This window comes from Mycetohabitans rhizoxinica HKI 454 (assembly GCF_000198775.1).
Taxonomy (GTDB): domain Bacteria; phylum Pseudomonadota; class Gammaproteobacteria; order Burkholderiales; family Burkholderiaceae; genus Mycetohabitans; species Mycetohabitans rhizoxinica.
In genome coordinates, this window is the sequence record NC_014718.1 from 23,806 (window position 1) to 46,982 (window position 23,177).

1 protein-coding gene is annotated in these 23,177 nt (G+C 61.3%); it reads left to right on the plus strand.

Going from position 1 to position 23,177, the window contains the following annotated elements; translation table 11 throughout:
* Positions 1-134: 134 nt before the first annotated feature.
* Positions 135-23,111: a non-ribosomal peptide synthetase gene (locus RBRH_RS12370; RefSeq protein WP_013428324.1), complete on the plus strand. Its 22,977-nt coding sequence runs from the start codon at positions 135-137 to the stop codon at positions 23,109-23,111.
* Positions 23,112-23,177 lie beyond the last annotated feature (66 nt).

Here is a 23,177-nt window from a genome sequence, read left to right on the forward strand (position 1 = left end):
AAATTGCAAGCGACGTGTCATCAAAGCCGTAGTGGTTCCTGAAGAGCAACGATAGATTCTTAATACCGCATTAATATCTATTCGTACACCTATTAAACATCAGGCCGCTCGATCGCCTGAATCGGAGCTTTGTTATGGACGCTAGCGTCATGTCCACTACGTATGCATTATCCGCTGCCCAAACGGAGATTTGGCTAGCGCAGCAACTGTATCCAGACAGCCCCGTCTACAACATTGCGCAGTACACGGTGATTGAAGGCGTGATTGAGCCAGCCGTCTTTGAAGCGGCATTGCGTCAAGTCATCGATGAAGCTGACACCCTGCGCTTGCAATTTATCGATAGCGATGATGGGCTGCGGCAGAGAATCGGTACACCCGCATGGTCGATGCCGGTGCTGGACCTCACGGCGCAAGCCGATCCTCAGGCAGCGGCCCAGGCGTGGATGCGGGCCGATTATCAGCAGCCGGTCAATCTGACGCAGGGACCGCTTTTTTGCTATGCGTTGTTAAAAGTGGCGCCCGCGCAATGGATGTGGTATCAGCGCTATCACCATATCATGATGGATGGATATGGTCGGTACCTGATCGCGCAACGCGTTGCATACGTGTATAGCGCGCTATGCGAGGGAACGACGCCGGCGGAATGTGATTTTGGCTCGATCCTACAGCTATTAGAGAGCGATGCGCAATATCAGATATCCGCCCAACGAGCACAAGACGAAGCATATTGGCTCAAGCACTGCGCTAATTGGTCTGAGCCTGCGACGCTGGCAAGCCGCAGCGCCCCTGTTTTACAGCAGCGGCTGCGTCAGACAACTTACCTAGCCATCCAGGCGCTGGGTGACACTGCGCCGGATGCTCGTCGGCTAGCACAATTTATGACGGCGGCGATGGCCGCGTATCTTTATCGATTCACGGGTGAGCAAGACGTCGTATTGGGCCTTCCGGTCAAGGTCCGCTTCGGTGCCGACCGGCATATTCCTGGCATGAAGTCCAATACATTGCCACTGCGGCTCACAATGCGACCAGGGATGAACCTGTCGTCGTTGATGCAGCAGGCCGCGCAGGAAATGCAAAGCGGACTGCGGCACCAACGCTACCCGAGCGAAGCACTGCGGCGTCAACTTGGGATGCCGTCCGGACAGCGGCTATTTGGTACGACGGTCAACGTGATGCCGTTTGATCTTGATCTGTCGTTTGGTGGGTATTCGGCGACAAACCATAATTTGCTCAATGGTCCGGCCGAAGACCTGATGCTGGGCGTCTATTGGACTCCAGGCAGCCATCAATTACGGATTGACTTTGATGCCAATCCTGCATGCTATACCCCAGAGGGACTCGGCGCACATCAGCGTCGGTTTATCCGGTTCATGCAAGTGCTCGCTGCCGATGCCACGCAACCGATTGACAGCATCGACCTGCTCGACGCCAACGAGCGGCATCGGCTGCTGGTCGAGTGGAATGCAACACAGCGCGATTATCCAGCGCATCTGTGTGTCCACCAATTGTTTGAAGCGCAAGTTGAGCGCACGCCCAAGGCTACGGCGTTGGTCTATGAAGATCAAACACTGAGCTATACGCAACTGAATGCGCAGGCCAACCGCTTGGCACACCAGCTCATCGAGCTAGGCGTTAAGCCCGATGTACGAGTGGCGATCTGTGTCGAGCGCTCGCCGGCGCTGGTCGTCGGCCTGCTGGCGATTTTAAAGGCCGGGGGTGCATATGTGCCGTTGGATCCGAGCTATCCGGGTGAGCGCTTGGCCCATATTCTGGGTAATGCGGAACCGAACATGGTGCTGGCGGATGCGGCCGGGCGCACTGCGTTGGGCGAGGCGGCGTTGGCCGAGTGCACGGTGCTCGATCCGGCCACTCTGCCAGCGTTGCCAGACACGAATCCGTCGGTAGCCGAGTTGACGGCCCGGCATCTGGCGTATGTGATTTATACGTCGGGTTCCACCGGCACGCCCAAAGGGGTGATGGTCGAGCATCGCAATGTGGCCAACCTTTGTGCTTGGCATAACCGTAAATTTGGCGTGCAAAGTGGCTGTCGCAGTGCCTTCATGGCAGGCATGGCATTTGACGCCAGTGCGTGGGAGCTTTGGCCAAGTTTAATTGGCGGTGGGATGTTGTCTATTCCTTCCCAGGCGGTTTGCGAACAGGTGCTCGCCTTGCTGCAATGGTGGCAGCAACAGCTTTTGGATGTGGCTTTCCTGGTCACGCCACTGGCTGAGATGGCGTTGGCCGATCAACGAACGCCTGCCGGACTGCGTTATTTGCTCACCGGAGGCGAGCGTTTCCCTGGCGTGACGCGGGCATTGCCTGCGGGATTGACATTGGTCAATCAATACGGCCCGACTGAAGCCACGGTTGTGGCGACCTCTGGACAACTGAGCGCTGAAGACACGCTACCTCATATCGGCCGGCCGATTGATAATACGCGAATCTATATTCTTGATGCATACAGACAGCCAGTGCCACTGGGTGCGGTCGGTGAGTTGTATATTGGTGGCACGGGCGTGGCACGCGGCTATCTGAACCGGCCCGAACTTACCGCTGAGCGCTTTGTGCCGGATCCGTTCTCAGAGGACGCCGATGCACGGCTGTATAAGACTGGGGATTTGGCGCGTTATTTACCGGACGGCAATCTAGAGTTTGTGGGACGCAACGATGACCAAGTCAAGATTCGTGGCTTTCGGATTGAACCGGGTGAGATCGAAGCGTGCTTAATGGCGCATTCGCAGGTGCGCGACGCGGTGGTGCTGGCAACAGGTGAAAGCCAGGATAAACGTCTGGTAGCGTATGTGGTGGCCAAGCCTGATGAGGTCTTAGTTAGTACCTTATGGGCGCATGTCTCGGCCCGCTTGCCCGAGTATATGGTGCCCAGTGCGTTTGTGCGGCTCGATGCGTTGCCGCTGACACCCAACGGCAAGCTCGATCGGCGTGCGCTGCCTGCACCGGATGACGCGGCGCTGGCGCATCAAGCGTATGAAGCGCCGCAAGGCGAGTTGGAGACGACGCTCGCGACGATCTGGGCCGAGCTATTGGGTGTCGAACGTGTGGGTCGGCACGACAGCTTCTTTGCGCTCGGTGGCCACTCGCTGCTGGCAGTGCGGTTGATGAACCGGGTCAGAGGGCTGGGCGCTGATGTGCCGCTGGCAACCTTGTTCGTGGCGCCGACGTTGGCCGCGTTTGCCGCGGCGCTCGAAGCCCACTTGCAACAAGGCACCGATACGCTGCCCGAGATCACACCGGTCTCACGCGAAGGCCATTTGCCGCTATCGTTCGCACAGCAGCGGTTGTGGTTTCTCGCGCAGCTCGATGGGGCCAGTGAGTCGTATCATATGCCGCTGGTGCTGCGCGTGCGCGGGCCGCTGGATCGAGCGGCCTGGCAACAGGCATTGGATACGCTGTTTGCGCGCCACGAAGCGCTGCGCTCGACGTTTGTGAGCGTCGAGGGTCAGCCGCGGGTGCAGTTGCTGCCGGCGGACATGGGCGTGCCGCTGCGCTGGCATGATCTGCGCGGCGTGCCGCACGCGCAAGCACAACTGGCCCGCTTAAGTCACGAAGCCGCGCACGCGCCGTTCGATCTGGCGCAGGGCCCGTTGATGCGCGCATGCGGCATTCAAGTGGCCGATGAGGAACATGTGGTGCTGCTCATCCAGCACCATATTGTGTCGGACGGCTGGTCGATCGGGGTGCTGGTGCGCGAGTTAAGTGCACTCTATGCCGCAAGTGTCGGGGCGCAAGCCGAGCCGCTGCCGCCGCTGGCAGTCCAGTATCCGGACTATGCGGCGTGGCAACGGCAGTGGCTCACGGACGAGCGGCTTAACGCACAAAGCGACTATTGGCGCGCGACGCTGGCCGATGCGCCGGTGCAGCTGGCGCTACCGACCGACAGGCCGCGCCCGGCGCAACAGTCGTTTGCCGGCGCACAGGTGCCGGTGCGCATTGATGCGGCCACCACACAAGCGCTCAAGCGCTTAAGCGCTGAGCATGGCACGACGCTATTTATGACGGTGCTTGCCGCATGGAGCGCGGTGCTCGCGCGCCTGTCAGGTCAGTACGACGTGGTCATCGGCACGCCCAGCGCCCATCGTAACCATCGCCAGATCGAGCTGTTGATTGGCTTCTTTGTCAATACGCTGGCGTTGCGCGTGGATTTGTCGGGCGAGCCCGATATCGCAGAGCTGCTCGCGCGCGTGCGGCGCACGACACTCGACGCGCAAGCGCATCAGGATCTGCCGTTCGAGCAAGTGGTGGAGATTGTGCAGCCGCCGCGTCGATTGAATCATACGCCGTTGTTTCAAGTGATGTTGGCGTGGCAGAACAATGCGCCAGGCGAGTGGCGTCTACCCGGGCTCACGGCCACGCCGGCTGAGCTCGAGTACGAGGTCGTGAAGTTCGATCTCGAGCTGAACTTATCTGAGGCAGGCGACGAGATCATCGGTAGCTTAGGGTATGCGACGGCGCTGTTCGACCGATCCACGATCGAGCGGCACGTCGGGTATCTGCAGACGATGTTGCGCGCCATGGTGGCTTGCCCCCAGCAGCCGGTCGCAACGCTTCAGATGCTGGGTTCGGATGAGCGCCAGTTGCTGCTTGACACGTGGAACGCGACGCAGCGGGACTATCCGTCGCACTTGTGCGTGCACCAGTTGTTCGAAGCGCAAGTCGAGCGCACGCCCGAAGCGCCGGCGCTGGTGTATGAAGCGCAGACACTGAGCTATGCGCAGCTGAACGCACAAGCTAATCGCCTCGCGCACCAGTTGATCGAGCTGGGTGGTGTCAAGCCAGACATCCGGGTGGCGATCTGCGTTGAGCGCTCACCGGCGCTGGTTGTGGGGGTGCTGGCGATTTTGAAGGCCGGGGGTGCGTATGTGCCGTTGGATCCCGCGTATCCGAGTGAGCGCTTGGCGTACATTCTCGCCGATGCGGCACCGAACATTGTACTCGCGGATGCGGCCGGACGTGCTGCGTTGGGCGACGCGGTGATTGCCGAGTGCACGGTGCTCGATCCGGCCACCCTGCCGGCGTTGCCGGACACGAATCCGTCGGTGGCCGAGCTGACGGCCCGGCATCTGGCGTATGTGATTTATACGTCCGGTTCCTCCGGTACCCCGAAGGGCGTGATGGTCGAACATGCCCAAGTGGTGCGGCTGTTCGAGGCGACTCAACCGTGGTATGGCTTTAACGAGCATGATACGTGGTGCCTCTTTCACTCGTTCGCGTTTGATTTCTCTGTCTGGGAGCTGTGGGGCGCACTGCGTTATGGTGGCAAGCTTGTCATCGTACCTCATCCCATTGCTCGCTCTGCCGACGCTTTTTACCCGTTGATCTGTGAGCAGGGTGTCACCGTATTAAATCAGACCCCTAGTGCGTTTAAGGCGTTGATGGCCAGCCAAGCACACAGCGCTTTATCCGATCAATTACGCTATGTGATCTTGGGCGGGGAGGCGCTGGAGCCGACGCTCTTACAGGCGTGGTATGCCACGCACGACGAGCGTCATCCGCAATTGTTCAACATGTATGGGATTACCGAAGCGACCGTGCATGTGACGTATCGGCCACTTCGGCAGCAAGATAGCGAGCAAGCGGGCAGTCCGGTTGGCACACGGATTCCGGATCTGACGATCTATCTGCTGGATGCGCACGGCCAGCCGGTGCCACTGGGTGCGGTCGGCGAGTTGTATATTGGCGGCGCCGGGGTGGCACGGGGCTATCTGAACCGCCCGGAGCTGACCGCTGAGCGCTTTGTGCACGATCCGTTCTCAGAGGACGCGGATGCACGGTTGTATAAGACCGGGGATTTGGCGCGGTATTTACCGGATGGCAATCTGGAGTTTGTGGGGCGCAACGATGAGCAAGTGAAGATCCGCGGCTTTCGGATTGAACCGGGCGAGATCGAAGCGTGCTTAACGGCGCATCCGCAGGTGCGTGATGCGGTGGTGATAGCAACAGGTGAGGGCCCGGATAAGCGGCTGGTGGCGTATGTGCAGGCCGAAGCGGATGAGCAACTCGTGAGCACACTGCGCGCACAGGTGGCGGCCCGCCTGCCCGAGTATATGGTGCCCAGTGCGTTTGTGCGGCTCAACGCGTGGCCGCTGACACCGAACGGCAAACTCGATCGGCGTGCGCTGCCCGCACCGGATGATGACGCACTGGCGCATCAAGCGTATGAAGCGCCGCAAGGCGAGCTGGAGACGACGCTCGCGACGATCTGGGCCGAGCTATTGGGTGTCGAACGTGTGGGTCGGCACGACAGCTTCTTTGCGCTCGGGGGCCACTCGCTGCTCGCGGTGCGGTTGATGAACCGGGTGAGAAGGCTGGGCGCTGACGTGCCGCTGGCGACCTTGTTCGCGACGCCAACGTTGGCGGCGTTTGCCGCGGCGCTCGAAGCCCACTTGCAGCAAGGCACCGATGCGCTGCCCGAGCTCACACCGGTCTCGCGCAAAGGTAGTTTGCCGCTGTCGTTCGCCCAGCAGCGGCTGTGGTTCCTCGCGCAGCTCGATGGGGCCAGTGAGTCGTATCATATGCCGCTGGTGCTGCGCGTGCGCGGGTCGCTGGATCGAACGGCCTGGCAACAGGCATTAGATGCGCTGTTTGCGCGTCATGAAGCATTGCGCTCGACGTTTGTGAGTGTCGAGGGTCAGCCGCAGGTGCAATTGCTGCCGGCGGACATGGGCGTGCCGCTGCACTGGCATGATCTGCGTGGGATGCCCGATGCCGACGCGCACCTGTCGCGGTTGGTCGCCGATGAAGCGCGCGCGCCCTTCGATCTGATGCGCGGGCCGCTGATGCGCGCATGCGTCGTTCAGCTCGCCGATGACAACTATCAGTGTGTGCTCACCCAGCACCATATTGTATCGGACGGTTGGTCGATCGGGGTGCTCGTGCGCGAGTTAAGTACACTCTATGCCGCAAGCGTCGGGGCACAAGCCGATCCGCTGCCGCTGTTGGCAGTTCAGTATCCGGACTATGCGGCGTGGCAACGACAGTGGCTCACGGGCGAGCGGCTGCAGGCGCAAAGCGACTATTGGCGCGCGACGCTTGCGGACGCACCCGTGCTGCTGGAACTACCGACCGATCGGCCGCGCCCGGCGCAACAGTCATTTGCTGGTGCGCAGGTGCCGGTGCAGATCGATGCATCGACCACGCAAGCGCTCAAGCGCTTAAGCGCTGAGCATGGCACGACGCTATTTATGACGGTGCTTGCCGCATGGAGCGCGGTGCTTACGCGCCTGTCAGGCCAGCACGACGTGGTCATCGGCACGCCCAGCGCCCATCGTAACCATCGCCAAATCGAGTCGTTGATCGGCTTTTTTGTCAATACGCTGGCGTTGCGCGTGGATTTGTCGGGCGAGCCCGATATCGCCCAGCTGCTCGCGCGCGTGCGGCGCACGACACTCGACGCGCAAGCGCATCAGGATCTGCCGTTCGAGCAAGTGGTGGAGATTGTGCAGCCGCCGCGTCGATTGAATCATACGCCGCTGTTTCAAGTGATGTTGGCGTGGCAGAGTAATGAGCCAGGCGAGTGGCGCCTACCCGGGCTCACGGCCACGCCGGCTGAGCTCGAGTACGAGGTCGTGAAGTTCGATCTCGAGCTGAACTTATCTGAAGTAGGCGACGAGATTGTCGGCAGCTTAGGGTATGCGACGGCGCTGTTCGACCGGTCCACGATCGAGCGGCACGTCGGGTATCTACAGACGATGTTGCGCGCCATGGTGGCTTGCCCACAGCAACCGGTTGCAACGCTTGAGTTGCTGTCACCGGCCGAGCGCCAGTTGCTGCTGCATACATGGAACGCGACGCAGCGGGACTATCCGAAACATAGGTGTGGGCACCAGCTATTCGAAGCGCAGGTCGAGCGCACGCCCGAAGCGCCGGCGCTGGTGTATGAAGCGCAGACACTAAGCTATGCGCAGCTGAACGCACAAGCCAATCGCCTCGCGCACCAGTTGATCGAGCTGGGCGTCAAGCCCGATGCACGGGTGGCGATATGCGTGCAGCGTAGTCCCGTGCTGGTCGTGGGGTTGCTGGCGATTTTGAAGGCCGGCGGCGCGTATGTGCCGCTCGATCCGAGCTATCCGGGTGAGCGCTTGGCGTACATCCTCGCTGATGCGGCACCGAACATTGTGCTCGCGGATACGGCTGGGCGTGCTGCGTTGGGCGAGGCGGCGTTGGCCGAGCGCACGGTGCTCGATCCGGCCACCCTGTCGGCGTTGCCGGACACGAATCCGTCGGTGGCGGGTCTGACGGCTCGGCATCTGGCGTATGTGATCTATACATCGGGCTCGACCGGTATGCCCAAAGGGGTGATGGTCGAGCATCGGGGCGTGGTGAATCTTGCTCTGGCGCAAATCGCCTGTTTTGGGGTGCAGCCAGCCAGCCGCATGTTGCAGTTTGCGTCGTTCAGCTTTGATGCGAGTGCATCCGAAATCTGGATGGCCTTTGGCAGCGGCGCAGCGTTGTATTTGCCACCCGAGGCGGCCCGGCAGGATCGGCATGCTTTGTGGGACTATTTGGCAAGCCATGCGATTACGCACGCGACTTTACCGCCTGCACTGCTTCAACATGGCGCAGATTTGCCCAGCTTTGGTCTGTCCTTAACACTGATTCTGGCAGGTGAAGCGCCCAGTGCAACGTTGGTTCGAGACTTGGCCGACCAAGGCACGGTCTTTAATGCCTACGGCCCCACGGAGACAACCGTTTGTGCCACAGCATGGCGTGGTGCACGTGACTTCAGCGGTGAGGTCCCGATTGGCCGGCCGATTGCGAACACAAGGATCTATCTGCTGGACGCGTACGGCCAGCCGGTGCCACTGGGCGCGGTCGGTGAGTTGTATATTGGTGGCGCGGGGGTGGCACGCGGCTATCTGAACCGCCCGGAGCTGACTGCTGAGCGCTTTGTGCGCGATCCGTTCGTGGACGAGCCCGATGCGCGGATGTATAAGACCGGGGATTTGGCGCGTTATTTACCGGATGGCAACTTAGAATTCTTGGGGCGCAACGATGAGCAAGTGAAGATCCGCGGCTTTCGGATTGAACCGGAGGAGATCGAAGCGTGCTTAACGGCGCATCCGCAGGTGCGTGATGCGGTGGTGGTAGCAACAGGCGAGGGCTCGGATAAGCGGCTGGTGGCATATGTGCAGGCCGAAGCGGACGAGCCACTGGCGAGCACACTGCGCGCGCAGGTAGCGGCGAGCCTACCCGAGTATATGGTGCCCAGTGCATTCGTGCGACTCGATGCGTTTCCACTGACACCGAACGGCAAGCTCGATCGGCGTGCACTGCCCGCACCGGATGATGAGGCGCTGGCGCATCAAATGTATGTAGCGCCGCAAGGCGAGCTGGAGACGACGCTCGCGGCGATTTGGGCCGAACTATTGGGCGTCGAACGTGTGGGTCGGCACGACAGCTTCTTTGCGCTCGGGGGCCACTCGCTGCTGGCGGTGCAGCTCATTGAGCGCTTGCGGCGCCGGGGAATCGGGCTATCCGTGCGCGCGTTGTTCGACACACCGACGCTCAGTGCGTTGGCGCAGACGTTGGGCCAGCACCGTGACGTGGTGGTGCCGCCCAACGCGATCACGCCCGACACAACTGCGATTACACCGTCGATGCTGCCGCTCATTGAGCTGACGCAAGCGGACATTGACAAGATTGTCGAGCAGGTGCCCGGTGGCGTGGCTAATATTCAGGACATTTATGCCCTGTCGCCGCTGCAAGACGGGCTGCTGTTTCATCATCTGCTGGCCAGCACAGGCGATCCGTATCTGCTGATGGTGCAGTTGGCTTTCGACAGTCGTGAGCGGCTTGACCAGTATCTGCACGCGCTGCAGCAGGTGATCGATCGCCACGATATTTTGCGCACCGCGTTTGTCTGGGAAGGCGTGTCCATGCCCGCGCAAGTGGTGTGGCGCCACGCGCGGCTGCCGGTCATCGAGCTGACGTTGGACGCCGCTGACGGGCCGATCGCGGAGCAATTGGCGCGGCGCTTTGATCCGCGTCACACGCGGCTGGATCTGACGCAAGCGCCGCTGCTGCATTGTGCGATTGCACAGGATAGTGAGGGTCGCTGGCTGCTCACGCAGCGGCTGCATCATTTGATTGGCGATCATTCGACGCTAGAAGTGATGCACGCGGAGGTGCGCGCGTTCATCGAGGGCCGAGGCGACGCACTGCCGCCGGCGCAGCCGTTCCGCCATCTGGTCGCGCAAGCAAGGTTGGGGGGGAGCCAAGCTGAGCACGAGCGTTTCTTCACTGAGCAGCTTGCGGACATTGAGGAGCCGACCCTGCCGTTTGGGCTCGCGCAGGTACAGCGCGACGGCCGTGAAGTGAGCGAGTCACACCGGATGCTGCCGTCGGCGTTGAGCGATCGGCTGCGCGCGCATGCGCGGCGCTGGGGCGTGAGCTTAGCGAGTCTGTGTCACTTGGCGTGGGCGCAGGTGCTCGCCCGCGCGAGCGGTCAACAACGCGTAGTGTTTGGCACTGTGCTGTTTGGGCGCATGCAAGCGGGTAGCGGTGCCGATCGTGCGATGGGGCTCTTTATTAATACGTTGCCGCTGCGCGTGGATTTGGTGGGCAGTGTGCAGGCCGCCGTGCATGCGACGCATGCGCGGCTGGCCGCGTTGCTCGAGCATGAGCACGCGTCGCTGGCGCTGGCACAGCGCTGCAGCGGCGTGCCGGCGGGCACGCCGCTCTTTAGTGCGATGCTCAATTACCGGCACAATGCGATGGGCTCGGATGAGCGTAGCGGGCTACCGGGTGTGGAGCTGCTCAGCGCCCAAGAGTGCACCAATTATCCGTTGACACTGTCGGTGGAGGACTTTGGGCAGTCGTTGGGGCTAACGGCCCAAAGCGTGCCGCCGCTGGAGCCCGAGCGGGTGTGCGCGTATATGCAGCAGGCGCTGCACAGCTTGGCTGACGCGCTCGAGGCGACGCCCGACAACGCCGTGCAGCAGTTGCAGGTGCTGCCCGAGGCGGAGCGTGAGTTGCTGCTTAACACGTGGAATGCGACGCAGCAGGTGTATCCGAAACATCGATGTGTGCACCAGCTATTCGAAGCGCAGGTTGAGCGCACGCCCGAAGCGCCAGCGCTGGTGTATGAAGCGCAGACACTGAGCTATGCGCAGCTGAACGCGCAAGCCAATCGCCTCGCGCACCAGTTGATCGAGCTGGGCGTTAAGCCGGACACGTGCGTGGCGATTTGCGTGCAGCGCAGTGCCGCGCTGGTCGTGGGGCTGCTGGCGATTTTGAAGGCTGGGGGCGCGTATGTGCCGCTCGATCCGAGCTATCCGGGCGAGCGCTTGGCGCACATCCTCGCCGATGCGGCACCGAACATTGTGCTGGCCGATGCGGCCGGGTGCGCTGCGTTGGGCGAGATGGCGTTGGCCGAGTGTACGGTGCTCGATCCGACCACCCTGCCGGCGTTGCCGGACACGAATCCGTCGATCGCCGAGCTGACGGCCCGGCATCTGGCGTATGTGATCTATACGTCGGGTTCGACCGGCACCCCGAAGGGCGTGATGGTCGAACATGCCCAAGCGGTCAATTTCTTGTGCTGGGCGGTGCAAACCTTTACGCCCTTGGAGACGCAGCATACGCTGTTTGCCACCTCAATCAGTTTTGATCTGTCCGTCTATGAGTGCTTTGTGCCGCTCGCGCAAGGTTCGACCGTTCACTTGGTCAAGGACGCATTGGCTTTAATGCATCAGACGCAGCCTGTTTCCCTGATTAATACGGTGCCTTCCGCGCTGCAGTCCCTGTTGGCGCATCGGGCTAACTTATCTTCGGCCACCACGATTAACCTGGCGGGTGAGCCGCTGACAGCGCGCTTCATTCAGCAAATCTTTGAGCAAACGCCCATCCAACGTCTGTGTAACCTTTATGGGCCTTCGGAGAGCACCACCTATTCGACGTGGTTATCGATTCAACGGGGCGAGGCATTGATTGAGAGCATCGGCCGACCGATTGCGAACACGCGCGTTTATCTGCTCGATGCGCACGGCCAGCCAGTGCCACTGGGTGCGGTGGGCGAGCTGTATATTGGTGGCGCGGGGGTGGCACGCGGCTATCTGAACCGCCCGAAGCTGACCGCTGAGCGCTTTGTGCGCGATCCGTTCGTGGGTGAGCCGGATGCGCGGATGTATAAGACGGGGGATTTGGCGCGTTATTTACCGGATGGCAACCTAGAATTCTTGGGGCGCAACGATGAGCAGGTCAAGATTCGCGGCTTTCGGATTGAACCGGGTGAGATCGAAGCGTGCTTAACAGCGCACCCGCAGGTGCGTGATGCGGTGGTGCTCGCATGCGGTGAGGGCTCGGATAAGCGGCTGGTGGCATATGTGCAGGCCGAAGCGGACGAGCCACTGGTGAGCACACTGCGCGCGCAGGTAGCGGCGAGCCTACCCGAGTATATGGTGCCCAGTGCATTCGTGCGACTCGATGCGTTTCCACTGACACCGAACGGCAAGCTCGATCGGCGTGCACTGCCCGCACCGGATGATGAGGCGCTGGCGCATCAAATGTATGTAGCGCCGCAAGGCGAGCTGGAGACGACGCTCGCGGCGATTTGGGCCGAACTATTGGGCGTCGAACGTGTGGGTCGGCACGACAGCTTCTTTGCGCTCGGGGGCCACTCGCTGCTGGCGGTGCAGCTCATTGAGCGCCTGCGGCGCCGGGGAATCGGGCTATCCGTGCGCGCGTTGTTCGACACACCGACGCTCAGTGCGTTGGCGCAGACGTTGGGCCAGCACCGTGACGTGGCGGTGCCGCCCAACGCGATCACGCCCGACACGACTGCGATTACACCGTCGATGCTGCCGCTCATTGAGCTGACGCAAGCGGACATTGACAAGATTGTCGAGCAAGTGCCCGGTGGCGTGGCTAATATTCAGGACATTTATGCCCTGTCGCCGCTGCAAGACGGGCTGCTGTTTCATCATCTGCTGGCCAGCACAGGCGATCCGTATCTGCTGATGGTGCAGTTGGCTTTCGACAGTCGTGAGCGGCTTGACCAGTATCTGCACGCGCTGCAGCAGGTGATCGATCGCCACGATATTTTGCGCACCGCGTTTGTCTGGGAAGGCGTGTCCATGCCCGCGCAAGTGGTGTGGCGCCACGCGCGGCTGCCGGTCATCGAGCTGACGTTGGACGCCGCTGACGGGCCGATCGCGGAGCAATTGGCGCGGCGCTTTGATCCGCGTCACACGCGGCTGGATCTGACGCAAGCGCCGCTGCTGCATTGTGCGATTGCACAGGATAGTGAGGGTCGCTGGCTGCTCACGCAGCGGCTGCATCATTTGATTAGCGATCACTCGACGCTGGACGTGATGCACGCGGAGGTGCGCGCATTCATCGAGGGCCGAGGCGACACGCTGCCACCGGCGCAGCCGTTCCGCTACCTGGTCGCGCAAGCGCGTCTGGGTGTCAGCCAAGCCGAACACGAGCGTTTCTTCACTGAGCAGCTTGCGGACATTGAGGAGCCGACCCTGCCGTTTGGGCTCGCGCAGGTACAGCGCGACGGCCGTGAGGTGAGCGAGTCACACTGGATGCTGCCGTCGGCGTTGACCGATCGGCTGCGCGCGCATGCGCGGCGCTGGGGCGTGAGCTTAGCGAGCCTGTGCCATCTGGCGTGGGCGCAGGTGCTCGCCCGCGCGAGTGGCCAACAACGCGTAGTGTTTGGCACCGTGCTGTTTGGGCGCATGCAAGCGGGTGAGGGTGCCGATCGTGCGATGGGGCTCTTTATTAATACGTTGCCGCTGCGCGTGGATTTGGATGGCAGTGTGCAGGCCGCCGTGCATGCGACGCATGCGCGGCTGGCCGCGTTGCTCGAGCATGAGCACGCGTCGCTGGCGCTGGCGCAGCGCTGCAGCGGCGTGCCGGCGGACATGCCGCTCTTTAGTGCGATGCTCAATTACCGGCACAATGCAATGGACTCAAACGAGCGCATCGGGCTACCGGGTGTCGAACTGTTGAGCGCGCAGGAGCGCACCCATTACCCAATCGGGCTGTCGGTGGAAGATTTCGGGCAGGCGCTGGGTCTAACGGCCCAAAGCGTGCCACCGCTGGAGCCCGAGCGGGTGTGCGCGTATATGCAGCAGGCGCTGCACAGCTTGGTTGATGCGCTCGAGGCGACGCCCGACACTGCCGTGCAGCAGTTGCAGGTGCTGCCCGAGGCGGAGCGTGAGTTGCTGCTTAACACGTGGAATGCGACGCAGCAGGTGTATCCGAAACATCGGTGTGTGCACCAGCTATTCGAAGCGCAGGTTGAGCGCACGCCCGAAGCGCCAGCGCTGGTGTATGAAGCGCAGACACTGAGCTATGCGCAGCTGAACGCACAAGCCAATCGCCTCGCGCACCAGTTGATCGAGCTGGGCGTTAAGCCGGACACGTGCGTGGCGATTTGCGTGCAGCGCAGTGCCGTGCTGGTCGTGGGGGTGCTGGCGGTTTTGAAGGCTGGGGGCGCGTATGTGCCGCTCGATCCGAGCTATCCGGGCGAGCGCTTGGCGCACATCCTCGCCGATGCGGCACCGAACATTGTGCTGGCCGATGCGGCCGGGCGCGCTGCGTTGGGCGAGGTGGCGTTGGCCGAGTGCACGGTGCTCGATCCGACCACCCTGCCGGCGTTGCCGGACACGAATCCGTCGATCGCCGAGCTGACGGCCCGGCATCTGGCGTATGTGATCTATACGTCGGGTTCGACCGGCACCCCGAAGGGCGTGATGGTCGAACATGCCCAAGCGGTCAATTTCTTGTGCTGGGCGGTGCAAACCTTTACGCCCTTGGAGACGCAGCATACGCTATTTGCCACCTCAATCAGTTTTGATCTGTCCGTCTATGAGTGCTTTGTGCCGCTCGCGCAAGGTTCGACCGTTCACTTGGTCAAGGACGCATTGGCGTTAATGCATCACACTCAGCCAGTCTCGCTGATCAATACAGTGCCGTCTGCATTGCAGTCGCTGCTCGCTCATCAAGCGGATCTATCTTCGGTTGTTACGATTAATGTGGCAGGTGAGCCCTTGAGGTCATCGTTAATCAAACAGGCCTTTGAGAAAACGCCGGTGCAGCGTTTATGCAATCTTTATGGGCCCTCGGAGAGTACCATTTACTCGACGTGGTTATCGATTCAACGGGGCGAGCCCTTCGTCGAGAGTATTGGTCGGCCGATTGCGAACACACGGATTTACCTGCTCAATGGGTACGGTCAGCCGGTGCCACTGGGCGCGGTGGGCGAGTTGTATATTGGTGGCGCGGGGGTGGCACGCGGCTACCTGAACCGCCCGGAGCTGACAGCCGAGCGTTTTGTGCACGATCCGTTCGTGAATGAGACGCATGCGCGAATGTATAAGACGGGGGATTTGGCACGGTATCTGCCCGATGGCAATTTGGAATTTCTTGGTCGCAACGACCATCAAGTCAAGATCCGGGGCTTTCGGATTGAGTTGGGTGAGATCGAGGCGCGCTTGACACAACACGCGCAGGTGCGCGATGCGGTGGTGTTGGTCGTGGGCGAAGGCCAGGATAAACGCCTGGTCGCGTATGCGGTGGCCGAGCCCGATGACGCGTTAGCGGGGACTTTGCGCACGCATATGGCGGCCGCGTTGCCCGAGTATATGGTGCCTAGTGCATTTGTGCGGCTTGACGCATTGCCCTTGACGCCGAACGGCAAGCTCGATCGGCGGGCATTGCCGGCGCCGGACGCTGACGCGTTCGCGCATCAGGCGTATGAGGCACCGCAGGGTGAGCTCGAGATCACGTTGGCCGAGATCTGGTCTGAGCTGCTGGGCGTGGAGAGGATCAGCCGGCACGACAGCTTCTTTGCGCTCGGTGGCCATTCGCTGCTGGCAGTACGCTTGATGAACCGGGTAGCTGCGCTGGGCATTGCATTGCCGCTGGCGACGCTGTTTGCTGCGCCGACGCTGGCCGGGTTAGCCGCGGCATTGGATGCGCAACGTACGGACAGCGCCGTGCTGCCAGTGATCACGCCGGTGTCGCGTGACAGTGCGTTGCCGCTGTCGTTCGCGCAGCAACGGCTGTGGTTCCTCGCGCAATTCGACAGCGCGAGCGACTCGTATCATATTCTGCTGGCGCTGCGGCTGCGCGGTACCTTGAACCGTATAGCCTGGCAGCAAGCGCTGGATGCGCTGTTTGTGCGTCACGAAGCGCTGCGCTCGGTGTTCGTCAGCGTTGACGGTCAGCCGCAGGTGCAATTGTTGCCCGCCGAGGTGAGGGTGCCGATGGCCTGGCATGATCTGCGTGGCGTGCCGGATGCGCAGGCGCAGTTGGTGCGCCTGAGTGCTGAGGCCGCCCAAGCGCCGTTCGACCTGGCCCGTGGCCCGCTCATGCGTGCGTGCGGGATGCAGTTGGCTGACGACGAATACGTAATGCTGCTCGTGCAGCACCATATCGTGTCGGATGGTTGGTCAATCAGCGTGATGGTGCGCGAATTGAATACGTTGTATCGCGCCGCCTGCGGTGAGCCGGCCGATCCATTACCGGCGCTGACGGTCCAATATCCCGATTATGCGGCCTGGCAGCGACAGTGGCTCTCGGGCGAGCGGCTACAAGCGCAAAGCGAATACTGGCACACGGCGCTGGCCGATGCACCGGTGCTGCTGGCGCTGCCCACTGACCGGCCACGCCCGGCGCAGCAATCGTTTGCGGGGGCACGGGTGCCGATTCGGATTGATGCACCCACCACGCGAGCCTTGAAGCGTTTAAGCCAAGCCCAGGGCGCGACGCTATTTATGACGGTGCTGGCGGCGTGGAGCGCGGTGCTCGCACGCCTGTCGGGGCAAGACGATCTGGTCATTGGCACGCCGAGCGCCAATCGTCACCATCCTCAGATTGAGCCGCTGATTGGCTTCTTTGTGAACACGCTGGCGCTGCGTGTGGATGTGTCGGGTGCGCCGAGCCCGGCGCAGTTGCTCGAGCGAGTACGGCGCACGACGTTGGAGGCGCAAGCGCATCAGGACTTGCCATTTGAGCAGGTGGTGGAGATTGTGCAGCCGCCGCGTCGGCTCGAGCATACGCCGCTGTTTCAGGTGATGTTCGCGTGGCAAAACAACGAGCGTGCCGTGTGGGATCTGCCGGAGCTGGAAGTCACGCCAGCGGACTTGGCTGATGGCGTGGCCAAGTTCGATCTGGACCTGCACCTATATGAAGCAGATGGGGAGGTTGTCGGCTGGCTGAATTATGCGACGGCGCTGTTCGATCGCGCGACGATCGAGCGACACGTCGGGTATTTGCAGACGATGTTGCAGTCGATGGCCGCTGACGACCAGCATCCGGTCACGCGTGTTCAGTTGCTGACGTCGGCTGAGCGTACGTTATTGCTCGAGACGTGGAACGCGACGCAGCAAGACTATCCGTCACACCAATGTATTCACCAGCTATTTGAAGCGCAAGTGGAGCGCACGCCACAGGCGACAGCACTGGTCTATGAGGAGCAGACGCTCAGCTACGCTCAGTTGAATGCGCAAGCGAATCGCTTGGCACATCAGTTGATTGAACTGGGTGTTGTGCCCGATGCACGAGTGGCGATCTGTGTGGAGCGCAGTCCCGCGATGGTGGTGGGGCTATTGGCGATTTTGAAAGCGGGCGGAGCGTACGTGCCGCTGGATCCGGCGTATCCAGGTGCGCGGCTCGCGCATATTCTCACGGATGCGGCACCGGACATTGTGCTGGCCGATGCGGCGGGCAGGGCGGCGCTGGGTGAGGCGGCCTTGGCTCATCGCACGGTGCTCGATCCGACCACCCTGCCGGCGTTGCCGGACACGAATCCGTCGATCGCCGAGCTGACGGCCCGGCATCTGGCGTATGTGATCTATACGTCGGGTTCGACCGGCACCCCGAAGGGCGTGATGGTCGAACATGCCCAAGCGGTCAATTTCTTGTGCTGGGCGGTGCAAACCTTTACGCCCTTGGAGACGCAGCATACGCTATTTGCCACCTCAATCAGTTTTGATCTGTCCGTCTATGAGTGTTTTGTGCCGCTCGCGCAAGGTTCGACCGTTCACTTGGTCAAGGACGCATTGGCTTTAATGCATCAGACGCAGCCTGTTTCCCTGATTAATACGGTGCCTTCCGCGCTGCAGTCCCTGCTGACGCATGGGGCTAACTTATCTTCGGCCACCACGATTAACCTGGCGGGTGAGCCGCTGACAGCGCGCTTCATTCAGCAAATCTTTGAGCAAACGCCCATCCAACGTCTGTGTAACCTTTATGGGCCTTCGGAGAGCACCACCTATTCGACGTGGTTATCGATTCAACGGGGCGAGGCATGGATTGAGAGCATCGGCCGACCGATTGCGAACACGCGCGTTTATCTGCTCGATGCGCACGGCCAGCCAGTGCCACTGGGTGCGGTGGGCGAGCTGTATATTGGTGGCGCGGGGGTGGCACGCGGCTATCTGAACCGCCCGGAGTTGACCGCTGAGCGCTTTGTGCGCGATCCGTTCGTGGGTGAGCCGGATGCGCGGATGTATAAGACCGGGGATTTGGCGCGTTATTTACCGGATGGCAACTTAGAATTCTTGGGGCGCAACGATGAGCAAGTGAAGATTCGCGGCTTTCGGATTGAACCGGGCGAGATCGAAGCGTGCTTAACGGCGCATCCGCAGGTGCGCGACGCGGTGGTGGTAGCAACAGGCGAGAGCTCGGATAAGCGGCTTGTTGCATATGTGCAGGCCGGAGAGGATGAGCAACTCGTGAGCACACTGCGCGCACAGGTGGCGGCGCGCCTGCCCGAGTATATGGTGCCCAGCGCATTTGTGCGACTCGATGCGTTTCCGCTGACGCCCAACGGCAAGCTTGATCGGCGTGCACTGCCCGCACCGGATGACGAGGCGCTGGCGCATCAAGCGTATGAAGCGCCGCAAGGCGAGCTGGAGACGACGCTCGCGGCGATCTGGGCGGAGCTATTGGGTGTCGAACGTGTGGGTCGGCACGACAGCTTCTTTGCGCTCGGGGGCCACTCGCTGCTGGCGGTGCAGCTCATTGAGTGTCTGCGGCGTCGGGGCTTGAGTGTGTCGGTGCGGGCGCTATTTGAGGCACCGACGCTCAGTGCGTTGGCGCAGACGTTGGGTCAGCGCCGTGACGTGGTGGTGCCGCCCAACGCGATCACGCCCGACACAACTGCGATTACACCGTCGATGCTGCCGCTCATTGAGCTGACGCAAGCGGACATTGACAAGATTGTCGAGCAGGTGCCCGGTGGCGTGGCTAATATTCAGGACATTTATGCCCTGTCGCCGCTGCAAGACGGGCTGCTGTTTCATCATCTGCTGGCCAGCACAGGCGATCCGTATCTGCTGATGGTGCAGTTGGCTTTCGACAGTCGTGAGCGGCTTGACCAGTATCTGCACGCGCTGCAGCAGGTGATCGATCGCCACGATATTTTGCGCACCGCGCTCGTGTGGGAAGGCGTGTCCATGCCCGCGCAAGTGGTGTGGCGCCACGCGCGGCTGCCGGTCACCGAGCTGACGTTGGACGCCGCTGACGGGCCGATCGCGGAGCAATTGGCGCGGCGCTTTGATCCGCGTCACACGCGGCTGGATCTGATGCAAGCGCCGCTGCTGCATTGTGCGATTGCACAGGATAGTGAGGGGCGCTGGCTGCTCACGCAGCGGCTGCATCATTTGATTAGCGATCACTCGACGCTGGACGTGATGCACGCGGAGGTGCGCGCGTTCATCGAGGGCCGAGGCGACGCACTGCCACCGGCGCAGCCGTTCCGCTACCTGGTCGCGCAAGCGCGTCTGGGTGTCAGCCAAGCCGAACACGAGCACTTTTTTACTGAGCTGCTCGCTGACGTGGAGCCGACATTGCCGTTTGGGCTCGCGCAGGTACAGCGCGACGGCAGTGAGGTAAGCGAGTCACACCGGATGCTGCCGTCGGCGTTGACCGATCGGCTGCGTGCGCATGCGCGGCGCCTGGGCGTGAGCTTAGCGAGTCTGTGTCACTTGGCGTGGGCGCAGGTGCTGGCCCGCGCGAGCGGCCAACAACGCGTGGTGTTTGGCACCGTGTTGTTTGGGCGCATGCAAGCGGGTGAGGGCGCCGATCGTGCGATGGGGCTCTTTATCAATATGCTGCCGCTGCGCGTGGATTTGGATGGCAGTGTGCAGGCCGCCGTGCATGCGACGCATGCGCGGCTGGCCGCGTTGCTCGAGCATGAGCACGCGTCGCTGGCGCTGGCGCAGCGCTGCAGCGGCGTGCCGGCGGACATGCCGCTCTTTAGTGCGATGCTCAATTACCGGCACAATGCAATGGGCTCGGATGAGCGCAGCGGGCTACCGGGTGTCGAACTGTTGAGCGCGCAGGAGCGCACCCATTACCCAATCGGGCTGTCAGTGGACGATGATGGGCAGTCGTTGGGGCTAACGGCCCAAAGCGTGCCGCTGCTGGAGCCCGAGCGGGTGTGCGCGTATATGCAGCAGGCGCTACAAAGCTTGGCTGACGCGCTCGAGGCGACGCCCGACACCGCCGTGCAGCAGTTGCAGGTGCTGCCCGAAGCGGAGCGCCAGTTGTTACTTAACATATGGAATGAGACGCAGCGGGATTATCCGTCGCACTTGTGCGTGCACCAACTATTCGAAGCGCAAGTCGAGCGCACACCCGAGGCGCCGGCGCTGGTCTATGAAGATCAAACGTTCAGTTATGCGCAGCTGAACGCACAAGCCAATCGCCTCGCGCACCAGTTGATCGAGCTGGGCGTTAAGCCGGACACGTGCGTGGCGATTTGCGTGCAGCGCAGTGCCGCGCTGGTCGTGGGGCTGCTGGCGATTTTGAAGGCTGGGGGCGCGTATGTGCCGCTCGATCCGAGCTATCCGGGCGAGCGCTTGGCGCACATTCTCACCGATGCGGCACCGAGCATTGTGCTGGCGGATGCAGCCGGGCGCGCTGCGTTGGGCGAGGCGGCGTTGGCCGAGTGTACGGTGCTCGATCCGGCTACCCTGCCGGCGTTGCCGGACACGAATCCGTCGGTGGCGGGCCTGACGGCCCGACATCTGGCGTATGTGATCTATACGTCGGGTTCGACCGGCACCCCGAAGGGCGTGATGGTGCCACATCATGCGATTGCACGGCTGGTCATCAACAATGACTATGTTGACATTTGCACCGGTGATCGTGTGGCGTTCGCAGCGAACCCGGCTTTCGACGCGAGCACGTTTGAAGTGTGGGCACCACTGTTGAATGGCGCCACCGTTGTGGTGATCGATCATGACACGGTGCTAATGCCCGCTGCGTTTGCGCACACTTTGCGCGAACAGCACATCAGCATCTTGTGGCTCACCGTTGGCTTGTTTAATCAGATGGCCGCACAGGTGGACACGGCCTTCTCTCAACTCAAGGTATTGATTGTCGGAGGAGACGTGTTGGATGCGAGGTTGGTTGCGCGAGTGATGCGCGAGTCACCTCCTGAGCAGCTAATCAACGGTTACGGTCCGACCGAGAGCACCACGTTTGCGACGACTTACAAGATCACGTCCGTTCCGGAAACAAACGCCAGCCTCCCGATTGGCCGGCCGATTGCGAACACGCGCGTTTATCTGCTCGATGCGCACGGCCAGCCAGTGCCACTGGGTGCGGTGGGCGAGCTGTATATTGGTGGCGCGGGCGTGGCACGCGGCTATCTGAACCGGCCCGAACTCACCGCTGAGCGCTTTGTGCGCGATCCGTTCTCAGATGAAGCCGATGCACGGTTGTATAAGACCGGGGATTTGGTGCGTTATTTACCGGACGGCAATCTAGAGTTCTTGGGGCGCAACGACGACCAAATCAAGATTCGCGGCTTTCGGATTGAACCGGGTGAGATCGAAGCGTGTTTAACGGCGCATCCGCAGGTGCGTGATGCGGTGGTGCTGGCAACAGGGGAGGGCTCGGCTAAGCGGCTGGTGGCGTATGTGCAGGCCGAAGCGGACGAGCCACTGGCGAGCACACTGCGCGCGCAGTTGGCGGCGAGGCTGCCTGAGTATATGGTGCCCAGTGCGTTTGTGCGGTTGGATGCGTTTCCGCTGACACCCAACGGCAAGCTTGATCGGCGTGCACTGCCCGCACCGGATGACGCGGCGCTGGCGCATCAAGCGTATGAAGCGCCGCAAGGCGAGTTGGAGATGACGCTCGCGGCGATCTGGGCCGAGCTATTGGGTGTCGAACGTGTGGGTCGGCACGACAGCTTCTTTGCGCTCGGGGGCCACTCGCTACTCGCGATGCGCCTGATCAATCGTGTACGCACAGCGTTAGAGGTTGACCTTGCTATTCGCACGCTATTTGAGACTCCCACCCTCGCAGGCTTAGCACGCCATTTAGTTAAACGTGACGGGATTCAAGAAAACTCGTTTTCTGTTCTCCTTCCTCTTAAACCCACAGGCAGCCGCCCTGCTCTTTTCTGTATTCATCCCGGATTTGGTTTGAGCTGGAGCTATATGGGGTTGTCCAGTTACCTTCACCCGGATCAGCCCCTCTATGGCTTGCAGGCTCGCGGACTCGATGGAACAAGCCCACTTGCGTCTACTCTTGACGAGATGGTGTCAGACTATCTTGAGCACATGCGCCGTGTTCAACCCAAAGGGCCTTACTGCTTATTAGGATGGAGCTTTGGTGGCAATGTGGCACATAGCATGGCTGTTCGACTCGAACATCAAGGCGAAAAAGTGGCGTTGCTGGCGTTACTGGATAGCACTCCTCTTGTGGGCAGCAACGCCTTTGCAGAGAAAGAAAACCAACTTGACCAAGCGATGGTTAGAGATGTGTTCGCCTACCACTATAGCAATGAATTAGTTTCGGCGATGGATGAGCAATTATTGGAAAACACCGAGGAAATTGCAAAGAATAACTTGTGTATCGTTAGAGATTATTCTCCATCGCAGTATGGCGGTAATGCGCTATTGTTTCGAGCCACGGTGGCAGAGGCTGGATGTGAAACGCTCGTCTCACCCGATGCGTGGAACCCGTATGTGTTTGGAGGGATAGAGGTTCATGACGTTCACTGTAGCCACGGAGAAATGCTTAAGCCAGAACCCACGGCCATTATTGGTTCCACCCTAGCCTGTAAGCTAGATAAATGGGAAAGCCAGCAGGCGCAAAAAGTGAACACGGAGGAATTGAAATGAACATCGCCCACCCGTGAGCGGTGCCAGCAACGAGGTGGCGGGCCCTCACGGGCCAACGGTATCAGA

Excerpts from the sequence above, each read along its gene's own strand:
- RBRH_RS12370 (WP_013428324.1), top strand. The coding sequence starts at position 135 with ATGGACGCTAGCGTCATGTCCACTACGTATGCATTATCCGCTGCCCAA.